This window comes from Paraburkholderia kirstenboschensis (assembly GCF_904848585.1).
Lineage (GTDB): Bacteria > Pseudomonadota > Gammaproteobacteria > Burkholderiales > Burkholderiaceae > Paraburkholderia > Paraburkholderia kirstenboschensis.
This window is the reverse complement of record NZ_CAJHCR010000022.1, coordinates 69,568-87,119: the sequence shown is the minus strand read 5'-3', so window position 1 is coordinate 87,119 and position 17,552 is coordinate 69,568. Positions and strand designations below refer to the sequence as shown.

16 protein-coding genes are annotated in these 17,552 nt (G+C 63.6%); 4 read left to right on the top strand and 12 right to left on the bottom strand.

Features of this window, described 5'->3' with window-relative positions; genetic code table 11:
• Window positions 1-13: 13 nt before the first annotated feature.
• The 12 genes from araH to mpl form a co-directional block, all read right to left on the bottom strand.
• A complete protein-coding gene (araH, locus tag JMY24_RS33665; RefSeq protein WP_128595843.1) occupies window positions 14-1,030 on the bottom strand; it encodes an L-arabinose ABC transporter permease AraH in 1,017 nt (338 codons plus the stop codon).
• Between the two features lie 53 nt (window positions 1,031-1,083).
• Window positions 1,084-2,622 carry an L-arabinose ABC transporter ATP-binding protein AraG gene (araG, locus tag JMY24_RS33660; protein ID WP_128588191.1) on the bottom strand — a complete coding sequence of 513 codons (1,539 nt, stop codon included), beginning with the start codon at window positions 2,620-2,622 and terminating at the stop codon, window positions 1,084-1,086.
• Window positions 2,623-2,775: 153 nt separating this feature from the next.
• Complete coding sequence (locus tag JMY24_RS33655; protein WP_128588189.1) at window positions 2,776-3,774, bottom strand: arabinose ABC transporter substrate-binding protein; 999 nt, start codon at window positions 3,772-3,774, stop codon at window positions 2,776-2,778.
• Between the two features lie 175 nt (window positions 3,775-3,949).
• On the bottom strand, window positions 3,950-4,726 hold the full coding sequence (locus tag JMY24_RS33650) for an SDR family oxidoreductase (protein ID WP_027779672.1): 777 nt from the start codon (window positions 4,724-4,726) through the stop codon (window positions 3,950-3,952).
• Entirely contained in the window at window positions 4,723-5,403 is a 681-nt protein-coding gene (locus tag JMY24_RS33645; RefSeq protein ID WP_128595844.1) for a 2-dehydro-3-deoxy-6-phosphogalactonate aldolase, read from the bottom strand. Before JMY24_RS33645 ends, JMY24_RS33650 begins: the two co-directional genes overlap by 4 nt.
• Window positions 5,404-5,439: 36 nt before the next feature.
• Window positions 5,440-6,516 (bottom strand): 2-dehydro-3-deoxygalactonokinase, encoded by a 1,077-nt coding sequence (locus JMY24_RS33640; RefSeq protein ID WP_201703692.1) that lies wholly within the window; start codon window positions 6,514-6,516, stop codon window positions 5,440-5,442.
• On the bottom strand, window positions 6,513-7,490 hold the full coding sequence (locus JMY24_RS33635) for an IclR family transcriptional regulator (protein WP_128592566.1): 978 nt from the start codon (window positions 7,488-7,490) through the stop codon (window positions 6,513-6,515). The genes JMY24_RS33640 and JMY24_RS33635 overlap by 4 nt, the downstream gene beginning before the upstream one ends.
• 1,183 nt (window positions 7,491-8,673) lie before the next feature.
• Window positions 8,674-9,396 (bottom strand): monofunctional biosynthetic peptidoglycan transglycosylase, encoded by a 723-nt coding sequence (gene mtgA, locus JMY24_RS33630; protein ID WP_128595845.1) that lies wholly within the window; start codon window positions 9,394-9,396, stop codon window positions 8,674-8,676.
• 45 nt (window positions 9,397-9,441) lie between these two features.
• A complete protein-coding gene (aroE, locus tag JMY24_RS33625; RefSeq protein ID WP_201703690.1) occupies window positions 9,442-10,305 on the bottom strand; it encodes a shikimate dehydrogenase in 864 nt (287 codons plus the stop codon).
• Window positions 10,302-12,440 (bottom strand): ribonuclease catalytic domain-containing protein, encoded by a 2,139-nt coding sequence (locus JMY24_RS33620; RefSeq protein WP_201703688.1) that lies wholly within the window; start codon window positions 12,438-12,440, stop codon window positions 10,302-10,304. The genes aroE and JMY24_RS33620 overlap by 4 nt, the downstream gene beginning before the upstream one ends.
• A 309-nt stretch (window positions 12,441-12,749) precedes the next feature.
• On the bottom strand, window positions 12,750-13,352 hold the full coding sequence (locus JMY24_RS33615) for a YqiA/YcfP family alpha/beta fold hydrolase (RefSeq protein WP_128595846.1): 603 nt from the start codon (window positions 13,350-13,352) through the stop codon (window positions 12,750-12,752).
• A complete protein-coding gene (gene mpl, locus JMY24_RS33610) occupies window positions 13,349-14,743 on the bottom strand; it encodes a UDP-N-acetylmuramate:L-alanyl-gamma-D-glutamyl-meso-diaminopimelate ligase (RefSeq protein ID WP_020071270.1) in 1,395 nt (464 codons plus the stop codon). Before mpl ends, JMY24_RS33615 begins: the two co-directional genes overlap by 4 nt.
• A gap of 276 nt (window positions 14,744-15,019) precedes the next feature.
• Between mpl and JMY24_RS33605 the strand changes: the two genes are divergently transcribed.
• From JMY24_RS33605 to accB, 4 genes are all read left to right on the top strand, one after another.
• Entirely contained in the window at window positions 15,020-15,673 is a 654-nt protein-coding gene (locus tag JMY24_RS33605) for a UDP-N-acetylmuramate--alanine ligase (RefSeq protein WP_128595847.1), read from the top strand.
• A gap of 9 nt (window positions 15,674-15,682) precedes the next feature.
• On the top strand, window positions 15,683-16,240 hold the full coding sequence (locus JMY24_RS33600) for a TlpA family protein disulfide reductase (protein WP_128595848.1): 558 nt from the start codon (window positions 15,683-15,685) through the stop codon (window positions 16,238-16,240).
• A 194-nt stretch (window positions 16,241-16,434) separates the two neighbouring features.
• Window positions 16,435-16,890, top strand: coding sequence for a type II 3-dehydroquinate dehydratase (gene aroQ / locus JMY24_RS33595; protein ID WP_006051861.1), 456 nt, complete (start codon window positions 16,435-16,437; stop codon window positions 16,888-16,890).
• A 72-nt stretch (window positions 16,891-16,962) separates the two neighbouring features.
• Window positions 16,963-17,436 carry an acetyl-CoA carboxylase biotin carboxyl carrier protein gene (accB, locus tag JMY24_RS33590; RefSeq protein WP_201703686.1) on the top strand — a complete coding sequence of 158 codons (474 nt, stop codon included), beginning with the start codon at window positions 16,963-16,965 and terminating at the stop codon, window positions 17,434-17,436.
• Window positions 17,437-17,552 lie beyond the last annotated feature (116 nt).

The window sequence follows — 17,552 nt, the reverse complement described above, 5'->3', positions numbered from 1 at the left end:
GATTAAGCCGGGATTAGTCGCGCGAACCGCGGTTCTTCATCTGGTCGAGCAGCACGGCTGCGAGCAGGATCGCGCCACGCACGAGGTACTGATAGAACGCGTCGATGTTCATCAGGTTCATCACGTTCTCGACGGTGCCCATGATCAGCACGCCAATCACGACGCCGGAGATCGTCGCACGGCCGCCGAGCAGCGACACGCCGCCGAGCACGCACGCCGAGATCACGTTCAGTTCGAAGCCTTGCGCGGCATTCGGCTGGCCCGACGTAATCCGCGACGCCAGGATCACACCTGCGAGCGCGGTGACGGCGCCCTGAATCAGGAAGATGTACACGCGCGTGCGTTCGACGTTGATACCCGCGAGACGCGACGCTTCCGGATTGCCGCCGATGGCGAGCGTATTGCGGCCGTACACGGTCTGATTGAGCATCACGCCGAACACGATGAAGCACAGCAGCGTGACCCAGATCGGCAGCGACACGCCGAAAAAGCTCAAGCCGCCCAGCGCAATGAACGTATCCGACGACACACCCACCGCCTGACCGTGCGACACGATAAAGCCGAGGCCGCGCACGATTTCCATCGTTGCGAGCGTGGTGATCAGTGCGTTGATGCGCAAATACGCGATCACCGCGCCGTTGACGAAGCCGATCACCGCGCCGGCCGCCACTGCGGCAACGATCGCGATAAACGTATTGTCGGTCGCGTTGAGCACCATCGCGCACAACACGCCGGCAAACGCGACGGTCGATCCGATCGACAAGTCGAAATCGCGCGACGCGAGACAGAACATCATCGTGCACGCGACCATGCCGATCTGCGAAATGGACAGCGCGAGGCCGAGCATGTTCTCGATCGAGAAGAAGTGGTCGACTGTCAGCGACATCGTCACGAACATCACCACGAAGATCAGGATCAGGCTGTACTCGGTGATTTGCTGCCACCACTTCGCCTTGTCGCTCGTCTGCGGAATCAGCGCTTCGGCAGCGCTCTTGGCGGCCTGTTGCGCGAGGTTTTCTCTAGCTTGCATGATGAAGACTCCTCCCGTTCCCCACGGGTTGCCGGACTTTCGTCCAATGATGTTCAGGCCGCCTGTTGAGCGGCAGTTCCGGTTGCGGGCAGTGCGGTCGAGCTTTGCGGCAACGCGAGGCTCAGCACCGCTTGTTCCGTTGCATCCTTGCGCGACAGTTCGCCGGCAATGCGGCCCTGGCGCATCACGACGATGCGGTCGGACACACCCAGCACTTCGGGCAGTTCCGACGAGATCATCACGATTGCGCAGCCGCGCTCGGCAAGCTGGTAAATCACGTTATAGATTTCGTGCTTCGCGCCCACGTCGATGCCGCGAGTCGGTTCGTCGAGAATCACGACTTTCAGATCGGGTTCGGCGAGCCAGCGCGACAGAATCGCCTTCTGCTGATTGCCACCCGACAGAAAGCGGATCTTCTGGCGACGGCTCGGCGTCTTGATCTTCAGCAGCTTGATGAAGCGGTCCGCAGTTTCCGCTTCCTTCTTGCGATCGAGGAAAATGCCCGCACGCAGATAGTGACGGCGGCAACTGATGTTGATGTTCTCCGACACCGTCGCCATCGCGACAATGCCTTCTTCCTTGCGGTCTTCCGGGCACAGCACGATGCCGTGGCGAATCGCTTCGCCGGCGCTTTTCACTCTGATCGTCTTGCCGTCGAGCACCAGTTCGCCGCCCTTCTTATGCTCCGTGCCGTACACCAGATGCATCAGTTCGCTGCGGCCCGCGCCCACGAGGCCAAAGAAGCCGACAATTTCGCCGCGCCGCACTTCGAAGCTGGCCGGCTGCGAGAGCGCATGGCCTTCGATCGCCTTCGCCGCGAAGCGCACTTCGCCGAGCGGCCGCTCCGAATAGTTGTAGATGTCCGAGATTTCACGCCCGACCATTTCGCTGACGATGGTGTCGCGCGACACGCCTTCGAGCGTCGGATGCGAAGCGATCTTGCGGCCGTCACGGAAAATCGTGCACGCGTCGCAGAGTTCGTATATTTCGTCCATGCGATGCGAGATGTAAATCATCGCGCGGTTGTCGGCGCGCAGATCGCGTACCAGCTTGAACAGCACTTCCGTTTCGCGATGCGACAGCGAACTGGTCGGTTCATCGAGAGCAATCACACGGGCGTTGCGCAGCAAGGCCTTGCAGATTTCCACCATCTGCCGTTGCGCGATGGAGAGCTTGCGCAGCTTCGCGTTCGGATCGAGCGCGACGCCCATTGCTTCGAGACGCTCGCGCACGAAGCGCTTTGCATCGCCTTTGTTGACCCAACCGAACGAATTCGGCAACTGGCCGAGCAGCAGATTCTCCGCGACGGTCAGATCGGGCACGTATTGCAGTTCCTGGTGAATCACCGCGATACCTGCCGCGATCGACGAAGCCGCGCTCGTAAAGCGCACTTCTTTTCCGTCGATCATCACGCGGCCGGAGTCCGGCTGATATTCACCGCCGAGTATCTTCAGCAGGGTCGATTTCCCTGCGCCGTTTTCGCCCATCAGGCCGTGCACCTGGCCGACGTTGACGTCGAAGGACACACCGTCGAGCGCGCGCACGCCTGGAAAGACTTTGCCGATATTGTCAAAACGTAGCGTCGCTGACACTTCGCCTCCTCGCTGTTTCATCTCGACCGCGCCTCGCCTGGCGTCGTAGTTCGACGCCTGGAACGCATGGCCTATGTCCTACTGCTCATGTTCTATTCCGGTTGCCGGCGCGTCGCTTGCGACACGCCGGCAATTCCTTCATTGCACCGCGCGTTACTTCGAAGCAAGCCCCATCTTCTCGCGCACTTCGCCGACGTTCTCACGCGTGGCCAGCATGCCGGTCGTCAACGTGAGCGGGGGCGGCGCCTTGCCTTGCGTGATCCAGTCGTACATCAGCGTCGCAGTTTCCTCGCCGTGACGCTTCGGGCTGATGATGACCGTGCCGAAGAAGCCCGTCGGGTTCGGCTTCTTGAACTCGTTCAACGCCGAATCCGAACCGCCGATGCCGATGCCGATCATGTTGTCGGCCTTGAAGCCCCGGCCTTCCGCTGCGCGCACCGCGCCGAGCACGCCTTCGTCGTTCAGCGCGTACGCGACCCAGTGCTTGAACTGCGGGTTCTTCGTCAGCGCGATGTTGGCGGCGTTGAACGCGTTTTCCGTGTCGGTCTTCGCTTGCGGCGCGGCGATCACGTTCGCTTTCGGGAAGCCGGCGGCGATCAGCGCGTCGGTTGCGCCGCTCGTGCGGTCATGCGCGGTCGGCAGTTGTTCGTAGGTCACGTCGATCGCGCCCACGTCCTTCATGTCCCAGCCGCGCTTCTTGATTTCGGCGGCCAGACCGTCGCCGACCTGCTTGCCGATGTTGTACGCCGAGATGCCCATGTGCGGCACCGACGCGATCGGCTTGCCCGCGCCGTCGACCAGGCGGTCGTCTACCGTCATCATCTTCAGGCCGTCGGCTTTCGCCTTGGCGACGATGCCCGGTCCGAGCTTGACGTCAGGCGTGCAGATCACGAAGCCTTGCGCCTTTTGCGCCGACAGGTTGTCGATCGCGCTCATCACTTTTTCGCCCGACGGCGCGCCGATCTTCACCAGCGTGAAGCCCTTTTCCTTGGCGGCAACTTCGGCGAACTTCCACTCGTCCTGGAACCACGGTTCCTCCGGCTGCTTGACGAGGAAACCGATCTTGACCGGATCGGCGGCTTGCGCGACCGGTGCGTTGAAGACCACACCCGCCGCCGCTGCTGCCAGCGTGAGGAAAATTCTACGTTTCATGTTGCGTGTCTCCTGACTAATTGATAACGAGAAGGTATCGGCCGCGTCTTCTTGTACCGGTTATGACACACGCGGCCAGCGCGTCGTCCGGTGAAACGGTGCTTCGTTTTTCTGGTTCGCTTTGTACCGCACTTCTTTTCTGCTTTTCTGGCCGGTTGCTGCCCCGGTCGCCGGCTCAGTCGTGATAGAGCACGGAGCGGCCGCCGTCGACGGTGATACACGTGGCGTTGATAAACGGCGCTTCATCCGATGCGAGAAACACCGCCGTCATCGCCACTTCTTCCGGGCGGCCGATGCGTTTCATCGGCTGCAAATCGATCGTCGCCTGCCGTGCCGCGGCGGGGTCTGGCTGTTCGTTCCACCAGTCATGCGTCAACTGAGTTTCGATGTAGCCAGGCGCGATTGCGTTGACGCGCACATTGCGCGGCGCGTACTCGATGCCGAGCGCGCGCGTGAGGCCAATCACGCCGTGCTTCGCAACCGGGTACGGAAAACAGCCTGGAATGATCTTGAACGCATGCGTCGACGCGATGTTCAGGATGCTGCCCGCGCCGCGTTCGACCATCCCCGGCAGCACCGCGCGGCAGCCGTTCCAGACACCGTCGAGATCGACCGCGAAGCAGCGGCGCCAGTCGTCGTCGGTCATGGTCAGCGGGTCGCAAAACACATTGATGCCCGCGTTGTTCACCAGCACGTCGAGCGGTCCGAGCGCTTTTTCCGCTTCGCTCACCGCGTGCTGGACCGAAGCCGATTGCGTGACGTCGGTGTGCACCGCCAACACGCGCGCACCGGTTTCCGAGCTGATCTGCTGCGCCGTCTGCCGCGCCGTATCGATGTCGAGTTCGGCGAGCGCAACCGCTGCGCCTTCGCGCGCAAACGCGAGGGCGATCGCCGCGCCGATGCCGCGCCCGGCGCCGGTGACTAATGCGACTTTGCCAGCCAACCGTGTCATTTCTTCACACCCGCGCGCGCAACGCGCAATCCGTTGATAAAGGCCTTCGCGTGCGAAGCGGTCACCGCCGCGCTCTGGCCCGGCTTATAGAGCGCGGAGCCGAGACCGAAGCCGTTCGCCCCGGCGCTCAGAAACGGTCCCATGTTGTCAGGTGCGATGCCGCCGACCGGCACGAGCGGCACCTGCGCCGCGATCACCGCGCGCCAGGCCTTCACCACCTGGCAGCCGAGTTGTTCGGCCGGGAACATCTTCAATACGTCGGCGCCGTTTTTCAGCGCGATGAACGCTTCGGTCGGCGTCGCGACGCCGGGCGCGCAGGCCATGCCTTGCGCTTTTGCGGCAATGACCACTTCCGGGTCGCTGTGCGGCATCACGATCAGTTCACCGCCGGCCGACTTCACGTCCTTGACGAAACTCGGATGCAGCACCGTACCCGCACCGACGATCGCATCGGCGGGTAGCGCCTTGCGGATTGCCGCAATGCTGTCGAACGGCTGCGGCGAATTCAACGGCACTTCGACGATGCGAAAGCCGGCTTCGTACAGCGCCTGACCGTGCTCGGCCGCATCGGCGGGCGTCACGCCGCGCATGATCGCGATCAGCGGACATGCCTCGAACGCCGCGATCAAACCCGCGTGCGGCATGTACGGAGCGGGCAGATTGATGTGAGGTTGCATGTCGGTTCCTTGTTTCGTGGATGGCGGCACGCCCGGCTAACCGGCCTGCGCCGCGTGGGCGGCCGGGTTGACGAGCCCTGCCTGTGAAGCGACGCGCCACAAGCCGCGCTCGGTCGCATGCTTGACGAGCTCGGCCTGCGTGCAGCCGAACTGTGCGAGCGCGACCCGATAGCGCTCGCACAACGCTTCGTTGCCGATCAGGCGCGGGCTCTGTCCCGCGAGCGAGCTTTGCTGCTGCTTAAGCACGGTTTCGAGGCCTGCCAGTTCATGTCCGATCAGCAGACCCGATAGATAGTCCGGCTGCTGCTCGCGCGAAAGTTGTCCCGTGAGACCGAGCGTGCGCGAGCTGAAGACCGTCGCGAGCACGCCCGCCTGTCCCTTGTCGCGCGCGATGTTCACGCCGCGCAGAAACGTCTCGGAATCCGGACGGTCGGGCGTGACCATCGTGCGGCCGAGAATCGTGTGTTCGCGCAATGCGCCGAATACTTCGCCGGTCATGAACGTATGAAAACGTTCGATACGTCCGGCCTGCACCACTGCCCACTTCGCGTGCGTGCCGGGCAAGCCGATCAGCGCGCGCTGGCTGTTGTCCGCGTCGCTGGAATCCTCGCTTAACGCGCCGAAGATCTGTGTTTCTTCGCCGCGCATCACGTTGGGTAGCTCACCGCGTTGCAGCACGCCGGGGATGATATGCAGTGTCGCGCCGCAAGCCGCCTTCAAGCGGACGATGCCTGCTGCGAGCGCATCCGCACTCGCGGGCGCATCGACATAGGGCGCTTCCAGCCAGCCTTGCGCGCTGCCGACCATGCCCGCAGCGATGACGGGTGTGCCGGGCGCGGCGTCGAGCCACGCGCCGCAGGCGTCTTCGAACGCGGCGTCGAAGCCGCCCTGCTCGGCGCTGCGCGGCAGGTTCATGATGCCGGCCGTCGATGCCCGCGTCGCCAGCACCTTGCCGGACGCGTCGTACAGATACGCGCGCAACGACGTGGTGCCCCAGTCGAGCGCAATCAGCACCGCCTGGCTGTTGGCCTCGGCGTTCGCTTGTGCGCTGGCTTTGGCGGCGCCGACCGCGGCTTGCGCGTCCGACGGGGTGGGAGAACCCGCGTGTTTCATCGCTTGATCCTGCGGGTTGTGGGTTGCGGGGCACGCCAGCCGAGTTCTTCCGAAATTGCGCGCGCTTCGCGCTGCACGACCGGGATCAGTTCGTCCATGCGTTCGAGCGACATATACGGAATCGTGCTCGCCACCGACAGCGCCGCGACAATCGCGCCCGACGCATCGCGCACCGGGGCCGCGACGCAGCGAATCGACGCTTCGTTTTCCTCGAGGTCGAACGTGTAACCGCCTGCGGCGTAGTTCGTCATGCGCTGCATGAAGGTCTGCGCGTCGGGACGGTTGTCGGGCTTGAAGCTGACGCTGGCGAGCGCGCGCCGCGATGCATCGAAAAGCGACTGCCAGAGCTCCGGCGTGAGGTCGAGCATCATGGCCTTGCCGATGCCGGTCGACGCAAGCGGCATCCGGTGACCGACGCGTGAGCGCATTTCGAGTCCGCGCGTGCCGGGAATCTTGTCGATGTAGAGCACGTCGTCGCCATCGCGCACGCCGAGGTGAATCGTGTCGAGCGTCTGTTCCGCGAGCGATTCGAGATGCGGACGAGCGACCGCGGTGAGCGGCATCTGTTCGAGCGCGATGGTGCCGAGTTCGATCAGCTTGGGGCCGAGCAGATAACCGCCTTGCACTTGGCGCAGGTAGCGCGCCTGCACGAGGCTGCTCACCAGCCGATGCGTGGTGCTGCGCGTCGTGCCGAGCGCGGCGCCGAAGGTGCGCAGATCGCGCACGCCGGCGGCGGCCGCTTCGAGAATCGCGAGACCGCGCAGAAGCGTCTGCGTGCCGGCTTGTTGCGGCGTGATGTCGAGCAGCGTGCTGGGCAACGCGATTCCGTTGACCTCGGCAGGCTGAGGCGTGGCGCGCGGCGCTTTGGCGGCGGGCGCCGTGCGCGGCGTGGCGCTAGACGCATCATGGTCGGCACGTGGCGCCAGTTCGGCTTCGGCTGCGCTTTCGGGGTGATTCGGCATCGCTTTGTTCATGGCGATTCGCTTTTCGGTGGTTTCTGCGCTTACAGCGCGGGGCCGGAGAGCGGGCCTTGGAGGTTCGCGGCGTCGTGGGCGCGGGGGTGCTGCCTGAGGGCTGTCGTAGGCATGGTCTGGCTTGTCTCCGGTTTTTTTCGCTGTCGCAGAATTTTTTGGGTTTCTGCTGTTGGAGTGGATTGTAGGGGGGTTTTTGAGAAAGCTCCAATATGTGATTTGTGTGGTCAGATAATGGGATTTTGGTTGCCGTGGGCTTTGGGGTGAGGTGTTGGTTTGGCGGTTTGGCGTTGGTCTGGCGTTGGGACCTTTGGCCTTTCCTTGATTTCACGGTGGTCTATAAGCGTTGCCCCTGTGCGGGGCGGCACTCACTTTCTTTGCGGCCGCAAAGAAAGTAAGCAAAGAAAGCGGCTCACACCGCTAGCTCATAAGTGGGTCCCCTGGCTTGGAACGGGCAGTGGTGCGTCTGGAATCTGTGCTCCCGCACACTCCGCGCCAGTGACAAGGCAGTCATACCTCCCGCCTCGCACTTCGTGCTCGCCGGAAAGGTCTGCTTTCAGCGCGGCTCGCGATTCGCGCGGCGGGGGCCGTCGGCTTCGCCTCGGCGATGCGGTGATTGGATTTGCGTGGTGGTCCGCTGTAACTGGAGCGCAAATGCTCGCTCGCATCGCCTCCCGCACCAACGCGAGTGGTCGGAACGGCGTACGCCGTGACGCATCACACGGGGATAGGACGTCGCGCCGCCGGTAAGCGATGGTTTAACCGCAGATCAGCCGTATGACAGAAGCGAGAAAATCTGCGACGTGCCGCGCCCTCGCCTAGCGCAGGCAGTGTCATGCGTATAACAGACCGAAAGATCGGGAACGCGGAAAGGAAGAGCGAACGGCCAGCGGTTTGAAGAACGACCGCCACGGCGCGCGCAGCGTCGCCGGAAGAATGACTGCCTTGTCACGAACGCGGAGTGTGCGGGAGAACAGATTCCAGATGCACCACTGCCCCCTCCAAGCCAGGGGACCCACTTATGAGCTAGCGGTGTGAAGCCGCTTTCTTTGCTTACTTTCTTTGCGGCATGCAAAGAAAGTAAGTGCCGCCCCGCACAGGGGCAACGCTTATAGACCACCGCGAATTCAAGGAAAGGCCAAGGGGGTCAAAAAACCAGAGACAAAAAACCCAAAGACAAACAAACCTACTCGGGCAATTCAGCCGCCCCCATCCTTCGGGCAATCACCCGCGACCTCTGCGCGAGATACGCCGACCCACGATGCTCGTCGTAATACTTCGGCTGCTGCAGCATGACCGCGAGCCGCGCCGACTGCGCCGCGGTCAGCCCGCTCGCCGGCGTCTTGTAGTAATAACGAGCCGCCGCCTCGGCGCCATAAACGCCATTGGCCCACTCAACTGAGTTCAGGTAAATCTCGAAGATGCGCTCCTTGTCCATCAAGGTGTCCAGCATCCACGTGATGATCAGTTCCTGCCCCTTGCGGATATAACTCTTTTCACGCGACAGAAAGAGATTGCGCGCAAGTTGCTGCGTGATCGTCGAGCCGCCTCGAACGATTTTGCCCTTCGCCTTGTTGCGCTCCCACGCCTGCAGGATCGCGTCGGTTTCGTAGCCGTTGTTGTTGACGAAGTTCGCATCTTCGGACGCAATGATCGCCCGCTTCAAATTGCGCGAAATCTGGTCGTACGGCACCCATGTGTGCTGCATCGAAAGGCCAGGTTTCTCCTGCGACAAGCGCCACGCGTCGGAGCGCATGTAAGCCGTCGAGCGCGGATTGACATAGTTCCACACCGCAATCTGCGCAAAGTAAAAGACCTGCGTCGTGAGCCACGCAAAGACGAGCACGGCGACAAGATAAACGATCCATCGCGCCGGACCTGGCCGGCTCGTGCGTCGCGTGGCTGTCATCGTGGTGTCGGTCCTCGAGTTCGCGGGCGTCTGATGAACGCCGGTTCAAGCGTGCGACGGCGCCGTCAGCAACGCGCGCAATTCGGCCAGCACAGGCGCGCCGTCGGGCCGCACGCCGCGCCACACGTAAAACGATTCAGCCGCCTGCTCGACCAGCATGCCGAGGCCGTCAGCGCCGCGTGCTCCGAGCTTCTGCGCGTGCTCCATGAACACCGTCGGATGCGCGCCGTACATCATGTCGTAAGCAAGCGTGCCGCTGCCGAATGCGCCGTCGTCGCACTCCGGCAATGACGCCTCCAGACTGCCTGCGGTTGCATTCACGATCACGTCGTATGCGCCCGGCTCTATCGCTCGCGCGTTGCCGCCGCTCAGACGGCATGCCACGTCGCTCGCGGCTTGCGCAAACTGATCGACCAGCGCCTCGGCCTTCCCGGCCGTCCGGTTGACGATGGTGAGCGTATGCGGCGCGCGCTCCAGCATGGGCAGCACCACGCCGCGCGCGGCGCCGCCCGCGCCGAGCAATAGAATTCGCGCCGCGTTCAACGACATGCCGAGATTCACCTCGATGTCGCGCACGAGCCCGAAGCCGTCGGTATTGTCGCCATAGACGCCGTTGGGATCGACGCGCAAGGTATTCACCGCCCCAGCAGCCGCCGCGCGCGGCGACAGGCTGTCGGCGAATGCGTGCGCGTCGAGCTTGAACGGCACGGTCACGTTCAGCCCCCGCCCGCCCGCTTCGATAAAGGCGCGCACGTTCGGCACGAAAGCGTCCACCGGCGCGAGCAACGCGCCGTACTCGACCGGCTCGCCCGTCTGCGCGGCAAAGCGGCTGTGAATAAACGGCGATTTGCTATGGCCGACCGGATTTCCGATCACCGCATAACGGTCTTTCATTTCCGCCCCGCTCATCGACCCGGTTCCGTGATGCGCTGCTCGGCGGCGGCATCACTTGCGCCATTGTCGTTATCCGCGCTGTCCGTCGAGGTTGCGCCGCCTGCCGCGCCGTCGAGATCGGCTTCCGCTTGCGCCTCGGCTTCGCTTTCGGCGCTTTCGTCGGACGCTTCGACGATTTCCTCTTCGCCTTCTTCCGCTTCGTCTGCCTCATCGGCCTCGTCAGCTTCGGTGCCGCTCGTGACGGTCGGCGCGTCGAGCACATGCAGAAGACGCACGGACGCCTCGACGGTCAGTTCGTCGATCGACATCACCTCCATCTGAAGACGCGTGCCGCGCGCATGCACGCCGAGCCCCGGCACGTGCAGCAACAACGGAATCTCTTCGAGCCGCACGAGGTCGCCCTTCACGACGGACGCCACCACCTGCTTGCGGTTCTCCTGCTTCAGCCAGCGCAGACACCAGAAATATTCCATGCGACGCTGATGATCGGCGTACGCGCTGTACGTGTCGTCGAAACCTTGCACGACGGCGAACAGATCGGCATCCTTGGGCTTGAACGGGGCGGCCAGTTTCGCTGTCACGCCGTGCTGCACGCAGGCGAGCAACTGCCACTGGTTCACCAGGTCGACGTAACGGCGCAGCGGCGACGTGCTCCACGCATATTGCGTGACACCGAGCCCTTCGTGCGGCGCGGCGTTCGTCTGCATGCGCGTGCGCTTCGGGCCGGTGGGTGCGCCGAACGCCCGCTGCGTGCGATAGATGCCCGGCACGCCGTGGTCGTGCAGAAACGCGCCCCACGACGAATTAGCCAGGATCGCCAGTTCGGCGACGATCGTGTCGAGCGGCGAACCGCGCCGGCGCGGCGTAATCGTGATGTGCTCGCCCTCGACGTAAAAGTTGAAGTCGGTATTGCGTTGCACCTCGCGGCGCAGACCGTAACCCGCGCGCGCAGCCTGACGCTTTTCGAACAGCGCCTGCGCGAACGGCCACAAAACGGCGATATCTTCCTTGTGCGGATAGTCGCCCGTGCCCGCGGCGAGCGCCTCTTCGGTGACCAGTTCGTCGAGCGTGTTGTGCCGCAGATTGTTCTTCACGAACACACGCTCCGCGCGCGTTTCGCTCGCGACGATCTCCTGCGTCTCACGATTGACGATCACATACAGTGAAAGCGCGGGACGCAAGCCGCCTTCGGCGAGCGTGAACGCGTCGACGACGCTATCGGGCAGCATCGTGATCTTGTCGCCCGGCATGTAGACGGTCGACAAACGCGTGCGCGCGATGGCGTCCACCTCGTCGCCACGTTGAATGCCGAGCGCCGGCGCCGCGATGTGCACGCCGATCCGCACGCGGCCGTCCGCGAGATGCTCGACGGAAAACGCGTCGTCGATCTCAGTGGTCGTAATGTCGTCGATGGAGAACGCTTGCACGTTGGCTTCGGGCAGATCCTCGGGCACGCTGCCGGGCGTGACAGGCGGAAAGCCGGTGCCGTGCGGAAAAAATTCCGAGAGGAACCTGGCCTCGTGCAAAGCGCGCGCCGACGGAATCGCGCCGCATTCGAGCATGAGACGCGCTTGCGAAATGCCGCGCGCGGCCGCGGCCGCTTCGAGCGCCTTGTATTCGATCGTGTTCTTGTCGGGCTTGGTGAGCAGCGCGAGTGCCGTCTTGCCGGTGAACGCTTCAGGCAAGCGGCCGGCCTTCAGTTCCTCTTCGTAGCCTTGCTGCACGAGCGCCTGCTGACGCTTGCGCTCCAGGCCCGCGAGCGCCATTTTCAGCTGCTCCTGCGGCGCGCGTTGATACATGCCGCGGCCCTTGCGGCGGAAATACACCGGCGCACCGTGCATGCGCAGCACCAGCGCCGCGCGTTCGACCGGCCCGAAGTGCTCGCCGAAATATTCCGCGCCGAGGGTGGCGAACGGAAACTCGTCGTCGGGCGCGCATTCCCACAGGAAGTCCAGATCGATGTCCTGCGCAACGGCGTCGGCCTGCTGCATCAGTTCGGCCGCGCCCGGCTTTTCGAATTCGATCAGCACGTCCTTCGCGCGCACCTTCGCGCGCCGGCCGCCCGGCAACTCGACCTGAAACGCATCGCCCTGGCGCGACAGCACGCTGCCTGCCTTGAAACTGCCCGATTCCTCGAAGAAAACGTTCACTCAATACTCTCGTCTGACTTGCATCCGCCGGCGTGCACGGCACGGCAACGTGTTCGTGATAATGGATCCGCTGCGCGCGAGGCGCGCGCTAGCGGCATGAATCTGATAGTCGGCTGCGCTCTTGCTGCCAAGGCGGTGCCATTTCGTGGCCGGCTTTCAGGTCCGGTCCGGTGCTTCCCGGTTCTTCCCGGTCCCAAGGCGGGTTGGAAGCCCGCTTCTCCCGGCTTCCCGGCGCGCTTTCCAAGCCCGCTCACAAGCCGCCCTCAGGGCCCAGTTTCAAGCCCCGCCTCTCCCACGCCCGGCTGCCCGTCAGGCAGCCTCGCGTGGCGCCGGCGGCTCGATGTCTTCTGCATCGCAAAACGCCAGTACATCGTCGACATAGTCGGCGAACTCGCTGATCGCGTGGTCGCTTCCTTCGATCAGCGTAGTGCGCGCGCCGGGATAGTGCGCGAGCATTTCACGGTAGTCGAGCACTTCGTCGCCCGTCGCCGCCAGCAAATAATAACGTTCGGGGCGCGTGATGGACGTCACACTCAGCGCGCGCAGTTCGTCAAGATGATGCGGTTCGACGACGATGCTGCCCCCGCCGTGCCACAACGGCTGCTCGCCGAGATATGCGCTCAGGTCGCGCTGCGGCACGACCGCCGGATTCAGCAGCACAGCCGGCCAGCCGTGCTTTTCCGCCAGATAAGTGGCGAAGTAGCCGCCAAGCGAACTGCCTATCACCGTCACGCGGTTCGTGCCGGCCGCGGCCACGAGCGCTTCCGCGAGCGCGACCGTCTCGAACGGCGAGACGGGCAGCATCGGGCAGCACCATTCGTCGCTGCGGCCGAGTTCCACGAGCCGCGCCGCCAGCACGCGCGCCTTGAACGAGTTTGGCGAAGAACGAAAGCCGTGCAGATAAAGAATCACGAAGCGCCTCTCGCGGACAGGGCGTCGAGCAACTTCTGATGCACGCCGCCGAAGCCGCCGTTGCTCATTACCAGGATCTGATCGCCCGGGCGCGCCGCGTGGACTACGGCTTTGACGAGCGCGTCGAGGTTGTCGAACGCTTGCGCCTTGCCGCCGAGAGGCGCCAGCGCCTCGCCAAGGTTCCAGCCGAGCGCGTCGCGGCCGCTCGGTGCGCCGTAGCCGAACACGAGATCCGCGTCCGCGAGACTTGCCGGCAGTTGCGCCTTCATCACACCGAGCTTCATCGTGTTCGAGCGCGGCTCCAGCACGGCGAGAATCCGCGTATTGTCGCGGCCGACGCGCGCCCGCAGGCCCGCCACCGTGGTGTCGATCGCGGTCGGGTGATGAGCGAAGTCGTCGTACACCGTCACGCCGTCTACGCTGCCGCGCACTTCCATGCGCCGCTTCACGTTGCGAAAGCTCGACAGCGACTTTGCGGCCTGCGCCGGCGGCACGCCGACATGGCGCGCGGCGGCAATCGCGGCGAGCGCGTTCATCCGGTTGTGCTCACCCTGCACCTGCCACTCGACCACGCCGACGCGCTCGGCGTTGTGATACACCGCAAAACGTTCGTCGACGGGCACGCCGTCTTCCGCGGGCAGGGTTTCCCAGCCGCCTTGCACACCGAAGCGCTCGACCTCGCTCCAGCAGCCGCGCGTCAGCACGCGTTCGAGCGGGTCTTCGCGGCCGTTCGTCACAACACGGCCAATGCGCGGCACCGTGCGGATCAGATGATGGAACTGCGTCTCGATAGCCGCCAGATCGGGGAAGATGTCCGCGTGATCAAATTCGAGGTTGTTCAGAACCGCGGTCTTGGGCCGGTAGTGAACGAACTTGGAACGCTTGTCGAAGAAGGCCGTGTCGTACTCGTCCGCTTCGATCACGAAGAAGCTGGAATCGGTGAGCCGCGCGGACACGCCGAAATTCAGCGGCACACCGCCAATCAGAAAACCCGGATTGAGACCCGCATCTTCGAGCAGCCATGTAAGCATGGAACTGGTGGTCGTCTTGCCGTGCGTGCCGGCCACTGCGAGCACCCATTTGCCGTTCAGCACGTGCTCGCCGAGCCATTGCGGGCCGGACACATACGGCAGGCCACGGTCGAGAATAGCTTCCATCAGCGGGTTACCGCGCGAAACCACGTTGCCGATCACGAACAGGTCGGCGTTCAGACCATTCAACTGGTCCGCGTCGTAGCCCTCGATCAGACGGATGCCTTGCGCCTCGAGCTGCGTGCTCATTGGCGGATAGACGCCGGCGTCGCAGCCCGTCACCGTGTGGCCCGCGCCGCGCGCGAGGACCGCGAGACCGCCCATGAACGTGCCGCAGATACCGAGGATGTGGATATGCATAAGCCTGTCGTGCCGCGCGGGCGTTTTTTCCTGGAAAGACCCTTACCTGGCGCCTCGTGCCTGGCCCCCGAAGGGGCAAGAAAACTTGTGGGGCGGCCCGGCGTTTTCCTGAGAGGGATGGGAGAGCGGCGAACGGCCAAAAGAGCCGTCCGCAAAGGACGCCATTGTAACCGACGCCTCCCGAACGCCTAAGCGCACTCGCCCGCTTCCGCTGCGCCCGGCAGCCCGCCAGAGCCGCCAGAAAGGGCTGTCATCAATCTCTAGTATGATTGACGGATGGTTCGCAAATCACATTTTGATCCGCAGCGCGTGCGCGAGGAAATCGCCATTGCGGCTGCGCGCCTGATCGCCGAAGACGGCCTCGACTATGCAACGGCCAAGCGCAAAGCGGCCCGGCAAGTCATTGGGGAAAGCCGGGTTGCCGGCGAATGGCTGCCTGATAACGATCAGATCGAAGAAGAAATCCGCGAGTATCAGTCGCTGTTCCAGGGCGACAGCCAGCCGGCGCTTCTGCGGCGCCTGCGCGGCATCGCCGTCGAATGGATGGAACGGCTCGCACCTTTTAACCCATATCTGACGGGCGCAGTGCTAGGCGGCACGGCCGGCGAGCACTCGGATATTCATCTTCAGGTGTTCTGCGACAACCCGAAGGAAGTCGCCATCTACTTCCTCAACGCGAACATCCAATACGACGTCTCGGAAACGCGCCACTTCGCGGGCCGCGGTTACGTGGAGACGCTAAGCTTCCTGTGGCGGCCGGCTAGCGAAGGGCGCGACTCGGACCCGGTGGGCGTTCACGTCGCGCTGTATGAGGCGGACGACCTGCGCGGCGCGGTCAAAGCGGACGCCCGCGGGCGCACGGCGCGCGCGAATCTCCAGACCGTCCAGTCGCTGCTTGCCGCAAGCGGCGTAGCGCCTTCAACCAACTAGACACGCATGATGAACACCAGAAGGATTCTGCTGGGGGCGCTCGTCGCCGGCGTCGCGGCCGGAAGCGGCGTGCTCGCCAACCACTGGCTGAATGGCGACGACGGTTTGACTGCGACCGCCCACGCGGCCGGTTCGGCATCGAAGGAAAGCGCTGTTGCCCAACTTTGGGCGGCGCCGGTCACTACCGCAGATGGCAAGCCGGGCTCCCTATCTGTGTTGAAAGGACGCCCGATCGTCGTCAATTTCTGGGCTTCCTGGTGCGGGCCGTGCGTCGAGGAAATGCCCGCGCTGTCGCAGCTTCAACGCGACTACGCGAAGAAAGGCGTCCAGTTCGTAGGACTTGGCGTCGATTCGGAGAAAAACGTGCAGGCCTTCCTGCAAAAAGTGAAGGTGGCTTACCCGATCTACGTGACGGGCTTCGGCGGCGCTGACCTCGCGCGCTCATTCGGAAATACGGCGGGCGGCCTGCCGTTCACCGTGGTGATCGATGCAAAAGGCAATATCCGCTCGACAAAATTAGGACAGATCGATCCGATCGCCCTGAAACAAACCCTCGACGCGCTGTAAATTTCGCAATCTTTTGACGGTGGTTTTGCGACGAAAGGCGCAAAATTAGGCGAAATTCGACCGGAATTGCGAGAAAATGAACGACCGGCGCGTGGCTACAAACCGCGTCTGAACGCCTCGTCCGTGCAGGAAACTAGACAAGTTTCTCTAATCAGCGCTAAAGTGCGCCCAATTCCACGGAAAAAGAAGCGACCATGACGCGACTGCTGGTACTGCACGGCCCCAACCTCAACCTTCTCGGCACGCGGGAACCCGAGGTTTATGGCCGCGTGACCCTGCCGCAGATCGACCAGGCGCTAGCCGACCGCGCCGCCGACGCCGGCGTAGAACTCGCGTCGTTCCAGAGCAACCATGAAGGCGCTCTGGTTGATCGCATCCAATCCGCCCGGACAGAAAAAACCGATTTCATCCTGATCAATCCGGCCGCGTACACGCACACGAGTGTCGCTATCCGGGACGCTCTCGCGGGCGTCGGCATTCCGTTCGTCGAGATTCATCTGTCGAACGTGCATCGTCGTGAACCGTTCCGGCATCACTCGTATTTTTCCGACCAGGCTGAGGGCGTGATCTGCGGCCTCGGCTGGAAGGGTTATCTGTACGCGCTCGAATTCGCGCTCGACCGGCTGGCCGCCGGTTCGTCGCGAGGCTGAAATTCCAAACACGTCTAATTTGCGCCGGCCGCACGCGCGCCGGCACTCCACGCATTGAAAAGGGGCTTCCTGATGGATCTACGCAAACTGAAAACTCTGATCGACCTCGTGTCGGAGTCCGGCATCTCGGAACTCGAAGTGACCGAGGGCGAGGGCAAGGTTCGCATCGTCAAGAATGCGCCGCCGGTTTACGTGCAACCGTCCGCTTCGTACGCGCCGCAGTACTCGCAGCCGGTCCCGATGGCAGGGGGCGAAGTGCCCGCCGTGACGGCAGCAGGTGCGCCGGCCACGCCGGCAGCCGCCGCGCCGCAAGGCCATGTCGTGACCTCGCCGATGGTCGGCACGTTCTACCGCGCGCCTTCGCCGGGCGCCGATCCGTTCGTTCAGGTCGGTGACACGGTCAAGGAAGGCCAGACGATCTGCATCATCGAAGCGATGAAGCTGCTCAACGAAATCGAGTCGGACAAGTCCGGCGTCGTGAAAGAAATTCTCGTCGAAAACGGCCAGGCGGTCGAATACGGCCAACCGCTGTTCGTGGTCGGCTAACGCGGCGCGCATTGCGCCTCGCTGTGCGCATGCCGCCCGCGCGCCCGTTGCACACGGCGCGCGCCCGATCCTCTGAGGCAGCCGGTGTTCTCAGCAACCCGGCGCCCATTGATGAG

What these genes read in the sequence shown, in the direction of transcription:
- mtgA (WP_128595845.1), bottom strand. Translation starts at nt 9,396, where the DNA reads ATGACAGCCACGCGACGCACGAGCCGGCCAGGTCCGGCGCGATGGATC.
- JMY24_RS33635 (WP_128592566.1), bottom strand. Translation starts at nt 7,490, where the DNA reads ATGAACAAAGCGATGCCGAATCACCCCGAAAGCGCAGCCGAAGCCGAA.
- araH (WP_128595843.1), bottom strand. Translation starts at nt 1,030, where the DNA reads ATGCAAGCTAGAGAAAACCTCGCGCAACAGGCCGCCAAGAGCGCTGCC.
- JMY24_RS33655 (WP_128588189.1), bottom strand. Translation starts at nt 3,774, where the DNA reads ATGAAACGTAGAATTTTCCTCACGCTGGCAGCAGCGGCGGCGGGTGTG.
- JMY24_RS33650 (WP_027779672.1), bottom strand. Translation starts at nt 4,726, where the DNA reads ATGACACGGTTGGCTGGCAAAGTCGCATTAGTCACCGGCGCCGGGCGC.
- mpl (WP_020071270.1), bottom strand. Translation starts at nt 14,743, where the DNA reads ATGCATATCCACATCCTCGGTATCTGCGGCACGTTCATGGGCGGTCTC.
- aroQ (WP_006051861.1), top strand. Translation starts at nt 16,435, where the DNA reads ATGACGCGACTGCTGGTACTGCACGGCCCCAACCTCAACCTTCTCGGC.
- aroE (WP_201703690.1), bottom strand. Translation starts at nt 10,305, where the DNA reads ATGAGCGGGGCGGAAATGAAAGACCGTTATGCGGTGATCGGAAATCCG.
- JMY24_RS33640 (WP_201703692.1), bottom strand. Translation starts at nt 6,516, where the DNA reads ATGAAACACGCGGGTTCTCCCACCCCGTCGGACGCGCAAGCCGCGGTC.
- accB (WP_201703686.1), top strand. Translation starts at nt 16,963, where the DNA reads ATGGATCTACGCAAACTGAAAACTCTGATCGACCTCGTGTCGGAGTCC.
- JMY24_RS33645 (WP_128595844.1), bottom strand. Translation starts at nt 5,403, where the DNA reads ATGCAACCTCACATCAATCTGCCCGCTCCGTACATGCCGCACGCGGGT.
- JMY24_RS33605 (WP_128595847.1), top strand. Translation starts at nt 15,020, where the DNA reads ATGGTTCGCAAATCACATTTTGATCCGCAGCGCGTGCGCGAGGAAATC.
- JMY24_RS33600 (WP_128595848.1), top strand. Translation starts at nt 15,683, where the DNA reads ATGAACACCAGAAGGATTCTGCTGGGGGCGCTCGTCGCCGGCGTCGCG.